The sequence below is a fragment of the Puniceicoccus vermicola genome, assembly GCF_014230055.1.
GTDB classification, from domain to species: Bacteria; Verrucomicrobiota; Verrucomicrobiia; order Opitutales; family Puniceicoccaceae; genus Puniceicoccus; species Puniceicoccus vermicola.
Genome location: NZ_JACHVA010000133.1, coordinates 23899 through 40051 on the forward strand (window position 1 = coordinate 23899; position 16153 = coordinate 40051).

16 protein-coding genes are annotated in these 16153 nt (G+C 55.2%); 8 read left to right on the forward strand and 8 right to left on the reverse strand.

The annotated features are described in order from the left end of the window. Positions 1 to 8: 8 nt before the first annotated feature. Positions 9 to 1028, forward strand: coding sequence for a LacI family DNA-binding transcriptional regulator (locus H5P30_RS18685; RefSeq protein WP_185694431.1), 1020 nt, complete (start codon positions 9 to 11; stop codon positions 1026 to 1028). 220 nt (positions 1029 to 1248) lie between these two features. Here the strand turns inward: H5P30_RS18685 and H5P30_RS18690 are convergent, their stop codons facing one another. Then, a complete protein-coding gene (locus tag H5P30_RS18690; protein ID WP_185694432.1) occupies positions 1249 to 2673 on the reverse strand; it encodes a polysaccharide deacetylase family protein in 1425 nt (474 codons plus the stop codon). A 176-nt stretch (positions 2674 to 2849) separates the two neighbouring features. Between H5P30_RS18690 and H5P30_RS18695 the strand changes: the two genes are divergently transcribed. Continuing rightward, positions 2850 to 4028, forward strand: a complete 1179-nt coding sequence (locus H5P30_RS18695) for a Gfo/Idh/MocA family protein (protein ID WP_185694433.1) — start codon at positions 2850 to 2852, stop codon at positions 4026 to 4028. A 95-nt stretch (positions 4029 to 4123) separates the two neighbouring features. Here H5P30_RS18695 and H5P30_RS18700 read toward each other — a convergent pair whose 3' ends face one another. Further along, positions 4124 to 5461: a sulfatase family protein gene (locus tag H5P30_RS18700; RefSeq protein ID WP_221774410.1), complete on the reverse strand. Its 1338-nt coding sequence runs from the start codon at positions 5459 to 5461 to the stop codon at positions 4124 to 4126. A gap of 219 nt (positions 5462 to 5680) precedes the next feature. On the opposite strand from H5P30_RS18700, the gene H5P30_RS18705 reads away from it, so the two are divergent. Beyond that, positions 5681 to 6253 (forward strand): DNA-3-methyladenine glycosylase I, encoded by a 573-nt coding sequence (locus tag H5P30_RS18705; protein WP_185694448.1) that lies wholly within the window; start codon positions 5681 to 5683, stop codon positions 6251 to 6253. A 62-nt stretch (positions 6254 to 6315) separates the two neighbouring features. On the opposite strand, the gene H5P30_RS18710 is transcribed toward H5P30_RS18705, so the two are convergent. Beyond that, positions 6316 to 7179 (reverse strand): AraC family transcriptional regulator, encoded by an 864-nt coding sequence (locus tag H5P30_RS18710; protein WP_185694435.1) that lies wholly within the window; start codon positions 7177 to 7179, stop codon positions 6316 to 6318. Positions 7180 to 7260: 81 nt separating this feature from the next. Between H5P30_RS18710 and H5P30_RS18715 the strand changes: the two genes are divergently transcribed. Both H5P30_RS18715 and H5P30_RS18720 read left to right on the forward strand, forming a co-directional pair. Next, positions 7261 to 8823, forward strand: a complete 1563-nt coding sequence (locus H5P30_RS18715) for an FAD-dependent oxidoreductase (RefSeq protein WP_185694436.1) — start codon at positions 7261 to 7263, stop codon at positions 8821 to 8823. Between the two features lie 581 nt (positions 8824 to 9404). Further along, a complete protein-coding gene (locus H5P30_RS18720; protein WP_246459969.1) occupies positions 9405 to 10286 on the forward strand; it encodes a helix-turn-helix domain-containing protein in 882 nt (293 codons plus the stop codon). Here the strand turns inward: H5P30_RS18720 and H5P30_RS18725 are convergent. Continuing rightward, positions 10283 to 10567: a hypothetical protein gene (locus tag H5P30_RS18725; RefSeq protein WP_185694438.1), complete on the reverse strand. Its 285-nt coding sequence runs from the start codon at positions 10565 to 10567 to the stop codon at positions 10283 to 10285. The genes H5P30_RS18720 and H5P30_RS18725 overlap by 4 nt on opposite strands. 66 nt (positions 10568 to 10633) lie before the next feature. Here H5P30_RS18725 and H5P30_RS18730 point away from each other — a divergent pair, with 66 nt between their 5' ends. After that, a complete protein-coding gene (locus H5P30_RS18730; protein ID WP_185694439.1) occupies positions 10634 to 12031 on the forward strand; it encodes a malonyl-CoA decarboxylase in 1398 nt (465 codons plus the stop codon). Between the two features lie 920 nt (positions 12032 to 12951). Here H5P30_RS18730 and H5P30_RS18735 read toward each other — a convergent pair. The 4 genes from H5P30_RS18735 to H5P30_RS18750 are packed head-to-tail and all read right to left on the reverse strand — an operon-like array spanning position 12952 to position 15146. Then, positions 12952 to 13455: a hypothetical protein gene (locus tag H5P30_RS18735; RefSeq protein ID WP_185694440.1), complete on the reverse strand. Its 504-nt coding sequence runs from the start codon at positions 13453 to 13455 to the stop codon at positions 12952 to 12954. A 16-nt stretch (positions 13456 to 13471) separates the two neighbouring features. Continuing rightward, positions 13472 to 13954: a hypothetical protein gene (locus tag H5P30_RS18740; protein WP_185694441.1), complete on the reverse strand. Its 483-nt coding sequence runs from the start codon at positions 13952 to 13954 to the stop codon at positions 13472 to 13474. Continuing rightward, the gene (locus tag H5P30_RS22565) at positions 13951 to 14409 is read right to left on the reverse strand and encodes a GNAT family N-acetyltransferase (RefSeq protein WP_185694442.1); all 459 of its coding nucleotides are present in this window, start codon (positions 14407 to 14409) and stop codon (positions 13951 to 13953) included. The genes H5P30_RS18740 and H5P30_RS22565 overlap by 4 nt, the downstream gene beginning before the upstream one ends. A gap of 56 nt (positions 14410 to 14465) precedes the next feature. Further along, positions 14466 to 15146 carry a hypothetical protein gene (locus H5P30_RS18750; protein WP_185694443.1) on the reverse strand — a complete coding sequence of 227 codons (681 nt, stop codon included), beginning with the start codon at positions 15144 to 15146 and terminating at the stop codon, positions 14466 to 14468. 188 nt (positions 15147 to 15334) lie between these two features. Between H5P30_RS18750 and H5P30_RS18755 the strand changes: the two genes are divergently transcribed. After that, positions 15335 to 15619, forward strand: a complete 285-nt coding sequence (locus H5P30_RS18755; protein ID WP_185694444.1) for a phage integrase N-terminal SAM-like domain-containing protein — start codon at positions 15335 to 15337, stop codon at positions 15617 to 15619. A gap of 64 nt (positions 15620 to 15683) precedes the next feature. Further along, entirely contained in the window at positions 15684 to 16103 is a 420-nt protein-coding gene (locus tag H5P30_RS18760) for a tyrosine-type recombinase/integrase (protein WP_185694445.1), read from the forward strand. Positions 16104 to 16153 lie beyond the last annotated feature (50 nt).

The window sequence follows — 16153 nt, forward strand, 5'->3', positions numbered from 1 at the left end:
ACCCGATCATGAGCACCCGCGTAACCCTGAAAACCATCGCCGAAGAATGCGGCGTCAGCACCGCCACCGTCTCCTATGCTCTGCGCCGCAGCAGTCGGATTCCCCAGTCGACCCGTGACCGGATCAGCAAGGTGGCGCAAGAACTCGGATATCGTCCCGACCCGAGCCTCTCATCGCTCGCCGCCCGCAAAAGCCGAGGGGTAAATGTTCCCTTCTACGCCTCCGTAGCCGTACTCCATCCCGACAATTCGGAATCGCGTGCTTCGCAGCTCTTCGCGACACACTGTCATCACTTCCGCGAGAAGATGCTCGAATTCGGCTGTTCAGTTTCCGACTTCGAGCTCGAGACGGATCACTACCGCACGGAACGAATCGCTCAGATACTCCAGACTCGAGGCATCAAGGGGATCCTCCTCGGCTGGGGGAAATGGCCCTCATCCATCCGCACATTTCCTTGGGATCAGTTCTCCGTCATCTCTACGGAGAGGACGGATCTCGGCCAGTCCGTCGACAAAGTCAGCATGAACCACTTTCACGCCCTCGACGATATTTTTGCCAAGCTGAGCAATCTTCCCTCCCGACGCTACGGCATGATCCTTCACGACGATTGCCCCAAGACGACCCGCGAACACATCATCGGCGCGTTTCAGGCCAACCTCTTCGAGCGCCCCCATCTCAAAGGTGACGTCCCTCCCTACTCCTACCATCTCGGGGAATCTGCGGACGGGATAAAAAAATGGTTTGAAACCTATCGTCCCGAAGTGGTGATCAGCCATCGCGTGATTGATCCCAACGTCTTTCAGGATGCTGGCATCCACTTCCCCGAAGTCCCGGTTATCGTCATTGAAATCGACGAGGAAAGCCCCGTTCAATTCTCTGGCTTTTACACCGAGGGTGAACTGGGAAGAACCGTCGCCACTCTCCTCGCCCGGAAAATCCGTAACGACGAAGTCCAGGAAACAATCCATCGCCCCCGGCTTACCCTCGTCAACGGCATTTGGCGCGACGGCGAGACACTAAGCATCTAAGTAGTCTCCGAAGAGCTCGCAGTTTAAACCCCTGCCTCCAAGCGGGTCTCCCGCGGCCACAAAAGGTTTAAGATTGCGAAAGTTCTCTCGGGCCAAGGGGGACAGACTGCAGACAAAAAGGCCCCCACTCCTACCCCCAAGAGTGGAGGCCCCGCCGGATCCCGACCTCATCTCTTCAAGACGAAGTCCGACCCGAAATGCCTCAAAAGCGATCAGCCTCTCAGACCTCAGAAGTCTTCTGGGAAAGCTCTCCGGTCTTCTCCCCGAAATACTCGAGAGCCATCAGCTCTTCCTCGACGGAGAGAATCTGGGTGCGCATGATACTCGGCGAATACAAAGATCGCTGATCAGCAATACCCGCGGCCTGCATGGCTTTTTCGAGCGAAGTATTGGCCTTCTTCAGGTCTTCAATACTCTCCTGCACATTGAATCGGCCAGGTGAGGTCGGCGCGGGAGGCCAACGGGAATCGGAAACATAGGCCGAGGTCACTTCCCGCCGAGCCTGATCCACCCAACGGGCAGCCTCCGAGCCCTCTTCAAACTCATCCTTCAGGCGCTGGACTCCTTGAAAGACCGCCATACAAACCGGATCCAGCACCCGGGCATGGGAGGTATTCAACCAGGCACGGGCCGTTCCACCATGCCAAGCGCTTCCTCTCTCGATTGTGGAAATCTGATTCTTCGATAGTTCGATGACCTCCGAACCTTCAATTAGCTCGGAGGGCGTCGCGAACTCGAAACCGCACTCGGAGGCCGTCTTGAGGAGCGCCTCAAAGCGATCCACGCTTTCCGGCTCATGCTCGAAAAAGCGGGCATGCCCAAACTGCTTCACATAAAAGTACGCACTTGTACCAATGTACTCGGCATCCTCCGCGTAAGGGATGATAAAGCTCCCCGATCCTTCCACTTTTGTCTTCCAAAAGCTTAACAATTCCTGGATCTCCGAAAGCGCTACAGGTTGGTCACGGGTGCCCTCGGTCGCTCCCATCAGATACCACAGCATCGGGTTGGCAAAGAAATCGACGCGGAAAAGGAGATTCAAACCGGAAGGCGTGCGCGAAACGTTGGTCAGGAAACGGTGATACTGCGGCTTGTCCTTAATATACTCGGCAATCCGGAACAACTTACTCTTATTGCTGTGACCGCGAACATCGTAGTCCAGACCCGTGGCTTCACGAATTTCCGGAAAACTCAGGAAGAACGAATCACCATCCATCACGAGAGAGTCAAAACCCGCTTCCTGAAAAATCTCCGGAAGGAAATCCGCCCAGCTGCACTCTGGGTTCCAGCCCAGACGCGGACGGTGTCCCGTATATTTTTCCCAAGCGTCAAGACCGTCTTTCAAGCTAGCTAGACCCATTTCCGGGGGTAAGTTAGCCAGCATGATATGGGTAAAGGGAGAGCCAACTCCTTCGACCTGGCCCGCGTCCATCAACGCCTTCAATTGCTCAAGAACCTTGGGCCGGGTTTCGGCCATTACTTTCAATGTTTCTCCCGACGCCTCAAATCCGATCTTTATCCCGTTCTTCTCGACGAGGTCGAACAACGGGGCATAAGACTGATCGATGACCCAAGGGCGGCGGGCAGGATCCAACTGGCTATACTGAAGATTACCATGGGGAAGAAACAGGATTTTTGATTTCATTGTTCGGTTAAGGATTTGTAGAAGGGGTTCTGGAAGACGCTCACCTTCGAAGTGGCGCCAGGAAAGCCAGCATGATGGTAAAGAACTTCTAAACAAAGACAGGGGGAGTTAATCTATTAACCTTCAGCCTTCGCTCTTGGCTTCCTCTTCGTTAGAGCTAAAAATCTTTTCCTCTCATGAATCAGACCCAGTCGAATCAAAACCTTCCTCAAGCCGCATTAATCGGAATCAGCGGCTATGGACGGACTCATCTAAGAACCCTCGAAGCACTACAGACGGAGGGCGTTTTACAGATTGCCGCAGCCACCGTCGTCAATCGATCCGAGGAAGAAGAAAGCTGCCAGCGTCTGGAGAGCCAAGGCTGCCGCATCTACCCGGACTATGAAATGATGCTGAGAGAGGAAAAGGGTCGTATCGATCTTTGCTGTATTCCGACAGGGATCGCTTGGCACCGGCCCATGACTCTGGCCGCACTCGAAGCGGGATGCCATGTTCTCGTCGAAAAGCCTGCGGCCGGAACCGTCGATGAGATCGACGAAATGATCGAAGCTCAAAAGGCCGCCGGAAAGATGGTCTTCGTCGGATTTCAGGATTTCTACCTCGATACGGTGATAGAAATCAAAAAGAAGATCCTCGCCGGTCGAATCGGTGAGGTTAAATCGATTCGTTCAATCGGCAGCTGGCCACGTCCAAAGAGCTACTATACCCGCAACAATTGGGCAGGCAAGATTCGCAGCAACGGACACCTCGTATACGATTCTCCCGCCAACAATGCCTTTGCCCATTACCTCATCGCCACGCTGAACTTTGCCGGTGAGAAAATGAGTTCCATCGCTTCCGCCAAGGAAGTCGAAGCAGAGCTTTATCGCCTTCCCGGCATTGAGACTTTTGACACCATCTCCGCGCGAGTCGTGACTGAGAACGGAATTGAGATCGACTACGCCGTCACTCACAAAGGAATTCGAACTATCGAACCGACCCTCGATATTCTCGGAACCGAGGGACGGATTCGTTGGAATTTCGACAAGAAGTTCACCATCTTCCCGGATGAAGAAGAAATCATCAGCATCGGGGCGGATTTCAGCCGCGAGTCGATGTTTCGCAAAGTGATCGAATCGATCCATACCGGAACGCATCAGGGATGCAGCCTCGAGATGGCACGGGAACACACGAAGCTCATCCAAACCATCCATCAGAAGTTCACGATTAGTGAGTTCCCCGCCGATTTAGTCCGGCAAGGGGAACTGGCAGGTGAAGCCTTCCCCCATGTAGAAGGCATCGAAGAAGCACTTGAAGAGATCTTGCGCAAAGGCGGGATGATCTCCGACTCCCTATCCGCGCAGCCCTCCGCGTAATCACCGCGATTCCGGCTGACCGAACCGCAGTCTGTTTTTAACGAGCCTCGGGACCCTCCCCTGCCCCCGATTCAGCCCGCAATCTTCGATGCCGCTCAACCAGCGGGAGAGTAAGCATCGGCGGGGGTCACAATACAACCCGTCAGGTCGAGGGGCCCCTTCAGCAAGGGGTCATCGGTCGCGGTCATCCACTCGTCAAGCTGGGCACTCATCGTCGCGAGATCTGCAGCGTGATCTGGATCTTTGGCCAAATTGTTCGCCTCCGTGGGATCCAATACCAGATCGTAGAGTTCCTCCTTCTTGGGGCCATGATCGGCCCACCCATGTTCGCAGAGATAAGTTTTGGCGAGTCCGTCATCGCAGTTGGGCAGAGTCACATGCGGACGCGGCTCATAGTGGCGAATATATTTCCATCGCTGCGAACGAACCGCACGCATGGGTTCATAAGCCGCATGGACGTTGACCTCAGAAAACAAATACTCCCTCAACGAAGCATCGGGATTCTCCGCCAAAGCCTTCAGTGACTTCCCCTCCAACCGGTCGGGTGCCGGCAGATCCAGCAAGTCACACACCGTCGGGAAAATGTCCAAGTGAGAAACCATCGAATCCGTGACCTTGCCACCGACGAAGCCCTCCGGTCCGCGCAGGATCAGCATCACACCCGTTCCGTGATCGGTCAGGCGACACTTCATATCCGGAAACGCGATCCCATGATCAGTGGTGGCGATGACGAGAGTATTCTCAGCAAGGCCATTCCGATCAATCGCATCGATGACCCGACCCGCAAACTGATCAAAGGTTTCCACACTGGCCATGTAATTGGCAAAATCCTGACGAGTTTCCTCGGTATCCGGCAGATGAGCCGGCGGCTTCACGTAGGCCGGATTGGGAGTTTGAACCGTCGAGGGAAACTCGCCCTGCCCCGCTCGGTGCGGAGGGAAATATCCAACGTCGAGAAAGAACGGTTTTTCGTGATCTCGCTCAAGAAACTCTTCGGCCGAACGGGTAATCACGTCGCAATCGTTCTCGTGTCGAGGCCAATAGAAGCCCTCTGCGTTTCGGTCGCGATCCAGGAATTCGTCGTATCCGGTCGTTTCCAAGGTCGCACTACCTTCCAGGGTAATGTGCTGAACCCCCGTCAAAGCGGTATGCCAGCCATTCTCCTTCAAAAAGTTTCCCAGCGTGTCTTCATAACGGTCCATCGCAAATCCACGGTGGGCCAGACCCAGCATCCCGTTCACGTGTGCCGACTGCCCCGAGAGGAGACAAGCGCGACTCGGAGAACAGGTCGGATTCGCACAAAAAGCTTGGCGAAAGAGCATCCCTTCCTCTGCCAATTTTTGCAGGTTCGGAGTGGAAACACCGTATCCATAAGGTTGAACGTAACGACCCGCATCGTGGGCGTGAAGATAGACGACATTGAGGGGATTCATCAGTATTCCCATTCAATACCGATTGGCACCCGAGGAGCAAATCAAAGATGATAAATCGGTTCGAGTGGCATGCAGTTAAAGGTGCGGGGAGTTATGGAACGAAAGGATTCCAATGTCTTTGGCCTTCGGAAGCGCATTGCTTCAGGCTGCGTGCGTGAGCACAAGAACGCACCGAAAACGGCATCGCTTCTCGCCATCGATTTCCATACAACGCCGCCCATGAAACATCGTTGCGAATGGTGCGGGACGGATCCCCTCTATGAAAAGTATCACGATCTAGAATGGGGCGTTCCCGTTTACGATGATCAGATCCTCTTTGAGTTCCTGATCCTCGAAGGCGCTCAAGCGGGCCTGAGCTGGCTAACGATCCTCAAAAAGCGCGAAAACTATCGAAAGGCTCTCGATGGATTCGACTGCAAAAAAATCGCTCAGTATGGAGACCCTGACCGTAAGCGTCTCCTCGCCGATGCCGGGATCGTCCGCAATCGCCTCAAGATTGACGCGACCATCCGCAACGCTCAGGGCACCCTGGCGATCCAGAAAGAGTTTGGATCCCTCTCCCAATTTCTCTGGAGCTATGTCGATGGAACCCCTATCCAAAATCATTGGAAAGATATCTCTGAAGTGCCGGTCAGCACCCCGATCTCGGATCAAATGAGCAAAGACCTCAAAAAACGGGAATTCAATTTCGTCGGCTCCACGATCTGCTACGCTTTCATGCAGGCGGTGGGAATGGTCAACGATCACACGGTCGACTGTTTTCGCCATGCCGAAGTGAAATCGAGGATCTAAGACTCAGGGGGCAATCGCCTCCCAGGTTAGGATCTGACTTCTCGGGAGGCAGGCCAGTCCCGCTAATTCCTTTTCCTAAATTCAGAGGGAGAGGACCCAGTTTGTTTTTTAAACCAAGAAGAAAATTCGGATTGATGGCGAAACCCGGCCCCGAAAGCGATTTCCTTGACCTGTTGAGAGGAGGAAAGAAGTGCTCCTTTGACCTGAGCCAGGCGGCGCCTCTCAAAATATTGCTTCGGGGTCGTCCTGAAGGCGCTGAAAAAGATTCGATTCACCTGCGCGGCGCTTAGGCCAAACTCCTCAGCCAGATTCTCCAGGCGAAACGGGAGATGAAGTGGCTTTGCGTCGACCCTCATTTTGATCTCCATGGAACGGGGATCATCGTTCTGCGGGAGGAAGAAAAGCTCCCCGCGTCGCTGCATCTCCCCCCATAGGCGAGCCAGCCACCGCTGAAAATTGCCCTGTAAATCGACGTAGCGTTCGAAATCCATCTCCTCCCATTGCAGCCGATTGTAGGCATGGGGATGGTGTTTCCGGATGGTCGCCAGCATCGGTTGCATCAGCTCCCGCCATCCCCGGGTCTCGGATCGACTGAACCGGATGGGCACCCGAAGCTCAAAGAGGGCCTGGTCGGTAATCCAGCGAGCCTCAAAATGGATTGAGAGAATCCGGGCGTCCTCGGAGAATTGGCGTTCACTGGTCCCCGGAGGCAGGAGAACCCAATCGCCAGCAGAAATCCGGACCTCTTCTCCCCCTGCCGCCAACACCACCTCCCCCTGAAGTAAGCCCCAAGCGGTAAAATATCGATTAGAGACGCTCCTCTGGTTCGCCACCTGAGGAACTCCTTCGTAGACCCAGATCAATTGCGCATCCAGAAACTTCCACTCCCGGAAGGGTAACGGAGGCAGTGACTTGCTTTGACTCATGTAGGAAAAGTATAACTTTATTCTAAAATTATAAAACCTCTTTTCTTGGAACTTTCTGCCCGTTGCCGAAAGATTATGTCCATGAATCATCCTGATAACCCTCTTCGCTATTACCGCCGCCCCGAGAAACAGCTCGATCTCAACCTCGACGTCGATCTCTGTGTTTTCGGAGGCAACTCCGGCGGGATTATCGCCGCCATCACCGCCAAACGCTATGGCCTCTCCGTCGCACTTCTCGAGCCCGGCTATCATCTCGGGGGTCTGACCGCGGGGGGCCTCTCGTATACCGACATTGGCAATAAGTTCGCCATCGGGGGCCTCTCCCGCGAATTCTTCCAGCGGATGGGAACCCACTACGGGCAGGATGAGTGCTGGCTTCAGGAACCCCACAAAGTTGACCAGACCTTCCGCCAATGGTTGGAGGAAGTCGGAGTCGAATGTCATTTCGAAAGCTTCGTCTCCGAAGTTGAGATGGCCAATAAGCGGATCGTTCGGATTAAAACCGAGAACGGTATCACCGTCTCCGCCAAGCAGTTCATTGACGCTACCTACGAAGGCGATTTGATGGCCAAGGCTGGTGTCAGCTACACCGTCGGCCGGGAAGACAACTCCACCCATGGGGAAACGCTCAACGGCCAGCAGATGCGCGACAAGCACCAGTTTGAGCTCGAGGTAGATCCCTACCTCATCGAGGGCAAGCCAGACAGCGGACTCCTCCCCTACATCGACGACGCACCCTACGAACAGGGTAAGGGCGACAAGCGAGTGCAGGCCTACAATTTCCGTCTATGCCTGACCGACGACCCGAACAAACAAATCCCCTTCACCGAACCCGATGGATACGATCGCAGTCGTTACGAACTTCTCGCCCGCTACTGCGAGGCCGGATTCGAGCCGACGCTGCAAAAGTTCGATCACTGCATCAAACGGAAGTTCGACATGAACAATCACGGAGCCGTTTCTTCCGATTATATCGGGATGAATCACGACTTCCCGGAAGCCGACTACGCCACCCGTGAAAAGATTTTCCAAGAACACGTCCAATGGGTGAAAGGCCTTATGTGGTTCCGCTTGACCGATCCGGTCGTGCCCGCGGTCTCCCGCGAGCGTTACAGCCAATTCGGCTGGTCCTGTGAGGATTTCGTCGAGACCGGAGGTTTCTCTCACGCTCTCTACGTCCGGGAAGCCCGCCGTCTCGTCAGCGATTTGGTCATGAACGAGAGCCACTGCATTGGGAAAGAGAAGGTGGAAGACGCCATCGGACTAGCCGCCTACACCATGGATTCTCACAATTGCCGCCGCCTTGTCATCGATGGAAAGGTGCGCAACGAGGGAGACGTTCAGGTAAAGTCGGGCCCTCCCTACCCCATTTCCTACCGGTCGATCATCCCGAAGCAGGGCGAGTGCGAAAACCTCTTCGTTCCCTTCTGCCTCTCGGCCTCCCACATTGCCTTTGGCTCCATCCGGATGGAACCGGTCTTCATGATCCTCTCCCAGTCCGCCGTCGAAGCGGCCATCATCGCCATGGAGAAGGACCTACGGGTCCAGGAAGTCCCCTACGACGCCCTCCGCAAGCGCCTCGTCGCCGCGAAGCAAGTCATCGACCCGGTTCCCCCAGTGAAGAACATCCAGGCGGGCGAGTAGGCTCCGTCCACAACCGTGCCGTGCAGCAAACAGAAGCCAAGGAGGGGCCATGAGTCAGCATGCGTTTGCTGAAGCTGAACCCCTACAGGAGTAACCGCTCAGCTTCAGCTGCGCGGTCCTGGGGATGAGGAAGATCTTCCTGGGTGCGGTCCGGAACCGACGCGATGGGGGCAGCTGAAGCTGCGCCCCTACAGGAGTAGCCGCTCAGCTTCAGCTGCGCGGTCCTGGGGTTGAGGAAGGTCTCCCTGGGTCCGGTCCGGAACCGACGCGATGGGGGCAGCTGAAGCTGCGACCCTACAGGAGTAGCCGCTCAGCTTTAGCTGCGCGGTCCTGGGGTTGAGGAAGGTCTCCCTGGGTCCGGTCCGGAACCGACGCGATGGGGGCAGCTGAAGCTGCGACCCTACAGGAGTAGCCGCTCAGCTTTAGCTGCGCGGTCCTGGGGATGAGGAAGATCTTCCTGGGTGCGGCTCGGAACCAATCCTCGTAGCTTCCGCTGCACCCGCGTCGTCTCTCGGCCACTCCCATAACTCCCTCTGATCCACAAACCTTTACAAACGGCTCAAAACTTAACAGTTTTGAGCATGGCCTCCGCGCGTCCTGATCCCCACGAAACCTCCTCCCCCTCGGATTGGAAGGCGATTCATCCTCTTCTCGAGCGCTGCGCCATCGGCCCCCCTCAAGGTAGACGCGGCACCTTTCCCGGCGTCCTCTACACCATCTGCCAGATGCTACGGGGCTCGGTCGTCATGGAAAAGGACGGTTGCCGCGTCGAGGCCACAGCCAAAGATCCGGTCTGGATTCTCACCACCCCCGGGACCCGTACTCAGCATTTTTCCGAGGACGCCGAAATCATCTCCATCCATTTCGCTCCGGGCAACTCCGCCAACGGTGCCGAATGGAAAGGCCCGCCCATCGCTTGTGCCCAAACGGATGAAGCCTCTCGCCAAAGCCTCGAGAACCTCTGCACCCACCCCGCGGTCGCGCGTCTGAGCTTTGAGGAGCAAATCAACTTTGGCAGACTGGAATGGCAGCTCGACGAGTACCTCCAACTGCAAATCCTCACCCTCAACCTCTTTCGCCAAGCTCTCCGTCTCGCCGCCACAGTCGACCAACGATTCGAAATTCCCACAATCGAAGATCCCCGCGTGCGCTCCAGCCACCGCTACCTCGCCGGGCTCGACATCCGCCAATCTTTTTCCCGCAACGATCTCGCCCTCCGCGCCGGCATCACCGCCGGCCAACTCGACCGTCTCTGGCGCCGGGAACTCGGCCTCACCCCCAATCAGTTCCGCGATCAGCAACGCCTTACCCACGCCTGCGAACAACTCCGCCAGGCAGACATCCCCATCAAAGCCATCGCCGCCGACCTAGGCTTCGTCCACCTCTCCCAATTCTCCAACTGGTTCCACACCCGCCACGGCGAATCCCCAAGAAGCTACCGCAAACGCCCCGGCACCAACTAACCACCGACCACCGACTCCTCCCCCTGCATGCAGGGGAGGTGCTTCCATAGGAAGCGGAGGGGTTCCCGTCCACCGCCCACCGACAACCGACTCACCGACAACCGACTCACCGTCCACCGACTCACCGACTCCTCCCCCTGCGAGCAGGGGAGGTGCTTCCATAGGAAGCGGAGGGGTTCCCGTCCACCGCCCAACGACAACCGACTCACCGTCCACCGACTCACCGCCCACCGATAACCGAAAAACTGAAGCACCCGGTAAGTCCGACTTATGATTTTCAACCGGAGAGGAACGCCAATTGCTTCAAACCGCAACCTGTGTAGAATACAATGGTGAGGAGAAAATGAATGAACATCAGCAGCAAAGCAGATGAAACCGGTGCCCGCGGGTGGTCGCGGATTCCCAGTGTTTTCGGAATCCAGAAGCGCACCCCAGCCGAGAAAGAGCAACAATCGCGCGAGCGCCACCTCCGGTCAATCCGCGAGGTGATCACCGCCTGTATCGAAGAGCGTGGCGGTCGGGTGGCCGCTTCGTTGTCAGCCGCGAAACTAGCGCAGCAATACCAAAAGTGGGACGATGCGGAGAAGGACATCTTCTACCACCTACTCCTCCACGAATTTGATTGTGACGGGAAGAAAATCCGCGAGGCAGCCCAAAGTCTCTGCGAGACTCCGGAGGAACAAGTCCCTGAGAAGGCCTCTAGCCTCCGATCGCAACTAACGCCTCCGCGGGTCGAACTCTTCCGCCAATGGACGATGATGCCGGCCGGAGTAAAGTTTCTCGTCGATCTTCGGGCAGACCTTCTGCCGGCAAAGAAAGAAAATCCCGACCTCAAACGTCTCGATAACGACCTCAAAGAAATCCTCAAGTCCCTCTTCAACGTCGGCATTCTGAAACTACAGCCCATGGGCTGGAACTCACCAGCGGCCCTGCTGGAGAAATTGATCCGCTACGAGGCCGTCCACGAGATCCAAAGCTGGGACGACCTCCGCAACCGGCTGGATAATGACCGCCGCTGCTTTGGCTTCTTTCACCCGAACATGGCCGAAGAGCCCCTGATTTTCGTCGAAGTCGCCCTTTGCCGCGGCATCGCCGAAAGCGTCCACACCCTTCTCGACACCGAGGCCAAAGTCCTCGATCCGGATTCCGCTGACACCGCTGTCTTCTTCTCCATCTCCAACACGCAGAAAGGATTAGCCGGAATCCCTTTCGGGAGTTTTCTCATCAAGCAAGTCGTCGACCGGCTTCAACATGACCTGCCGAACATCAAACGGTTCATCACTCTATCGCCCATTCCTGGATTCCGCAATTGGTTGGAAGGTGAAGAAGCTCCTCAATTCATCTCCCAGATCGATCCAAAAATCCTCGCCGCGGCCGGGATCCATGATCCCGAAGATGTCCCCGCATTCTTCCAGAACTTCGACTGGGGCCAAGCCGACAAAGCGGATGAAGCCGTCCAGACCCTTCTCCGGGGCCTAGCCTTTCACTATCTCACCGAAGCCAAACGCCCCGGACGTGAAACAGCCCTGGACCCAGTGGCTCACTTCCACATCAGCAACGGCGCCCGCATCGAGCAACTCAACTGGGCCGCCAACGTCTCCGACCGAGGACTCCGCGAATCCTTCGGCCTCATGGTCAACTACCGCTATAAACTCGAACGCATCGAGAAACACCACGAGGACTACGCCAGCAAAGGCCTCATCCACACCTCGAGGCAACTAAAGCCCCTCCGCCTCAAATCATAATCGTACCACAGGCTGCTAGCCTGTGCGCAGTTGCGCGGCCCCAGCCCCATCGAAAACCTCACCCGAAATTACGTGAGCTTACCGAGCATTCTCTCAGGTAGCGCGCCATGGCCTCATGGCGCACCCCGGTTCGAGCCAATCACCCCAGCCCGATGCCAAAACCAGAAATGCGGGTTGGGCCAACCCGCGCTACCTTCCGGATTCGTATCATACCTTCGCCTCCACAGAACGAATAGAGATGTCAGCTTTTTCTGCATCGATAGAAGACCGTAAGACCGATGATCGCCAACAGCGATTCACAAAATCGTACCACAGGCTGCCAGCCTGTGCGCAGTTGCGCAGCCCCAGCCCCATCAAAAACCTCACCCGAAATTATGAAGGCTTTCCGAGCATTCTCTCAGGTAGCGCGCCATGGCCTCATGGCGCACCCCGGTTCGAGCCAATCACCCCAGCCCGATGCCAAAACCAGAAATGCGGGTTGGGCCAACCCGCGCTACCTTCCGGATTCGTATCATACCTTCGCCTCCACAGAACGAATAGAGATGTCAGCTTTTTCTGCATCGATAGAAGACCGTAAGACCGATGATCGCCAACAGCGATTCACAAATGTACCACAGGCTGCCAGCCTGTGTCCGCGCCAGAAGAGCCCCGCAAGAAGGCGATCCCCAAAAAAAAGGTTTTCTCCGGTAGCTTCTCCCGACAAAGGGCGATAGCGGAATCCCTATTGAGGCAGGATCTATCCGCAGATTGCGCAGATGGACAGAGATTCCCCCGACCTCTTAGTCCGAAATCTCTGAAAACTTGGGCCGTCTACAGCTCATTCCCTTTCCCTTTCTCCAGCCCCAAAAACAGCCATTCTCCTAGTTCCCGTCAGATTATTTTCGGAATGCCCAGAGCCTAGCCTCTAGGTGGGCCAGAGATCAGGACTTACGTCCCGCAACTCGACCTGTCTTGGCGAGAAGTGCTTGGACCCTCGGTAAGGCCTCTCGCGGTTCTATCGAATCCCAAGGAATATAAAACGAAAGCCCCTTCTGAGGGACTAAGAAAACACCGCGGTCAGTTTCTTTCGATTCAAGAAGGCCAGACAGCAGAATATAGCCATCGGAATTGTCGGATTGGATGCGGATGCGGTCATCGAAAAACTCGAACTTCACATATTTGCTTCCACCGGCGGTCAATCGCTTTTTGATCCAGCGCGACCGATAAGTCAGCGCATCGATCAGGTGAAATAGGCCTACCCCGACGACTGCAAAACCCAGGTATCGATGCCCCTCGAATCTAGTGAGAAGAATGAGACCGAGAATGATGATCAACACGCCAACTGGCACAGCAAACTTACGAAATCGAGATCTCGTAAGCATCCAATCGGAATAATACTGAGCGAGGTATTCCCTATCGAAAGTCAGCTTGGAACGGGCGATCATATCTTGGTGAAAATGCTCAAGGGAGATGCCATTGAGCCGCGGAACATCGCTGCGGCTGCTTTCCCTCTACCTTCTCAGGACTTGGTTTTTTTTTTCGGCTTCGGATATTTTCTACGATGAAAAAGAACCCAAATCCCACAAACGGAATCCAACCATACATCTCTGGGCTGGAGAAATACCGCCGATCGACCAGAGCAAAACAGGCAAGACTCACCAACAAGGCGACCAGCATCGACCAGCCCAATCGTCTTCCGACCCCGTCTGTGATATGTTCAATCTCATTACCCCTACTCTTGTAGTATTCGTCCAGTAACGATCTTGCGAAGACAAACTTTTCTTTAGGCACACCGATATCAATCTTCCTGGCGCCGTAAGCTCCGTTTACTGAGGAGCTTATTGTGCCTATTCTAGAAATCACTCTCGCATCAACCTTCGAAGATCTGAGAAGAGTAAGGATTTCTTCCTCACTATCGGGATGAACTTGACAAAGAGTTTTCATGAGTCAGCACATCGGGGATTCGTATCGGGCGGCTGGTTCGAGTTAGTTTCAAATTCTTTGGAACGAGACATTCCTTCTTTTCTCTCCCATCCAAATTTCTCGTAAAGTCCATGTGCGTCCCGCGTCCCTAGAAGGCACTTTGTCGTTTGCAAGAGCGGATGGGAGACAATGCATGCCATCATCCATTTCCCCAATCCCTTTTTCTGAAATTCCGGAATGACGAACACGTCACCGAGCCAGGAGATGACAACCTCGTCGGTGACCAATCGAGCAAATCCTATCTGGCGATCCAGATGGTACAAGCCAAAGCAAACGGAATTCTTGATCGCCTTTTCGATCTCGTTTCTCGTTCTCGAAGCTCCCCAGTACGAAGTCCGGAGGAATCCTTGAATCACGTCGATGTCCAACCGGGATTTGTCAGTGGATACCGTGAAGTTCTCTTTGGTCCAATTCATTATTTCTTCAAACTTCGAGATGTATCACCAAGTAGAGCGCGGAGAGGAGTTGATTCTTAGGCCTTTTTGCATTTTCCAGTTGGTTCGTGGTCAATCGGAGTGAATTTCAAATCACGAGTCCATATATGGGCTTCAACGTAGGAGAAAACAAAGCTTCCCGGAGTATTCAGGCATCGCTCAATTGCCTTCTTGATACCATATTCAACGTGAATTTCATGCAAATCCTGATAAGTGAAAAGCTTACCCCAGCAGGGCATTCTTTCTTCAGAATAATTCTCAGGAAGTGGAACTCCAAAGGCTGGTGCATCATGGTCAAAAAACTGAATCAAATGTGCGTGGTCTGGATACATGAATGTAACTTCGTCCTCGCGTAGGTCGGCTATTTCAATTCTGACGCTTCCCGGGTTTGCATACAGACACGGGATCTCGTGGAAGTCGCCGAGCACCGCAAATACTGGTCTATGGGCAGGAGACTTTTGAAACTTCTCTTCATATAGCCGCATAAGCAAATCGTCGGCAGCCTTTCTCGATTTCATGAACTCCGGCCACATCTTGAATCGGCTCCATTTGATATCATTACTTAACTCAAATTCCCGAATTTTCTGCACCTCCTCGTCGTCGAGGTCACAGATGTTCAAAAATGGCCCTGCAGTCCGCTCAAAATAGTGGGTTAAATAATCCGGTATCGGATCGAGAGCCGAAGAAAACCGCGGTGGTTGGATGGATTCGTTTTTCATTCGATTTCCCTATCGTCGAAGTCCTTTCACTCCTGCCTGAGGGCAGGGTTCGACTGTGGGTTCAAAGTCGAATGGTTATGGCGAATTGAACCCGCCTCGGGGCAGGCAGCCGATTGTCCACCACCGCCTGGTTGAACGAAGCCGCTGCGCGGCAATTTTTCAGGATGTGATCGTTTAGGAATCGGAGGGTGAAAAATGGGCCGCCAGCGGTTAAGCTGACGACCCTATGCATAATAAAAAAACTACGTCCTGTTGAGTATCAGCGTCACGCCTTCGGGTCAATGCTCCGTTTTGCGGAGTATTTGGAGTTGAAGGACTTTCGTCCCCGGACGGCGGCGAGCTACTACCGGGCGCTGCGGTTGATCGGGGAGCACTTCGGGAAGGATCCGGAGGTCTTGCCGGAGGAGGATCTTCGGAGCTTCTTCGTCTATCTGCGGCGGGACCGGAAGTGGGCGCCTACCTGTCCGCCGTAGCCTTTGGCGTAGGAGGAAGAGCTGTCGGCAGTTTCTGGCGGCTGCGAAGCACTTTTACCGGGGGATGTTGGGCCGGGAGTATGCGAGCTTGGACCAGATCAAGGCTCGTGACCGGGAGACTTTGCCGACGGTGCTAACCCCGGATGAGGTGGCCCGGGTGATCTCGGCGGTGCCGCTGCTACGCTACCGTGTGCCGCTATTGCTGATCTACGCGAGCGGTCTACGAGTTCGCGAGTGCATCCACTTGACTATCGACGACATTGACGGTCCGGGGAGCCGGTTGTTCGTGCGCGACGGCAAGGGCGGAAAGGATCGCTACACGATCCTGGGCACTCCGGTCTACCGGGAACTGCGGAGTTACTGGAACCGGCACAAGAACCCGAAGTGGCTCTTTCCCGCGGTGGGACGCGGACGAGGCGACTCGGCCGGAGCGGCCTACCGCATGCACCGGGCCGACGAGCCGATGCTCACAGTCCCGCCGTAGGGGAATGAACGTAGTGAATCGGGAGACCCGCACAGTTTGCGCACGCGCCT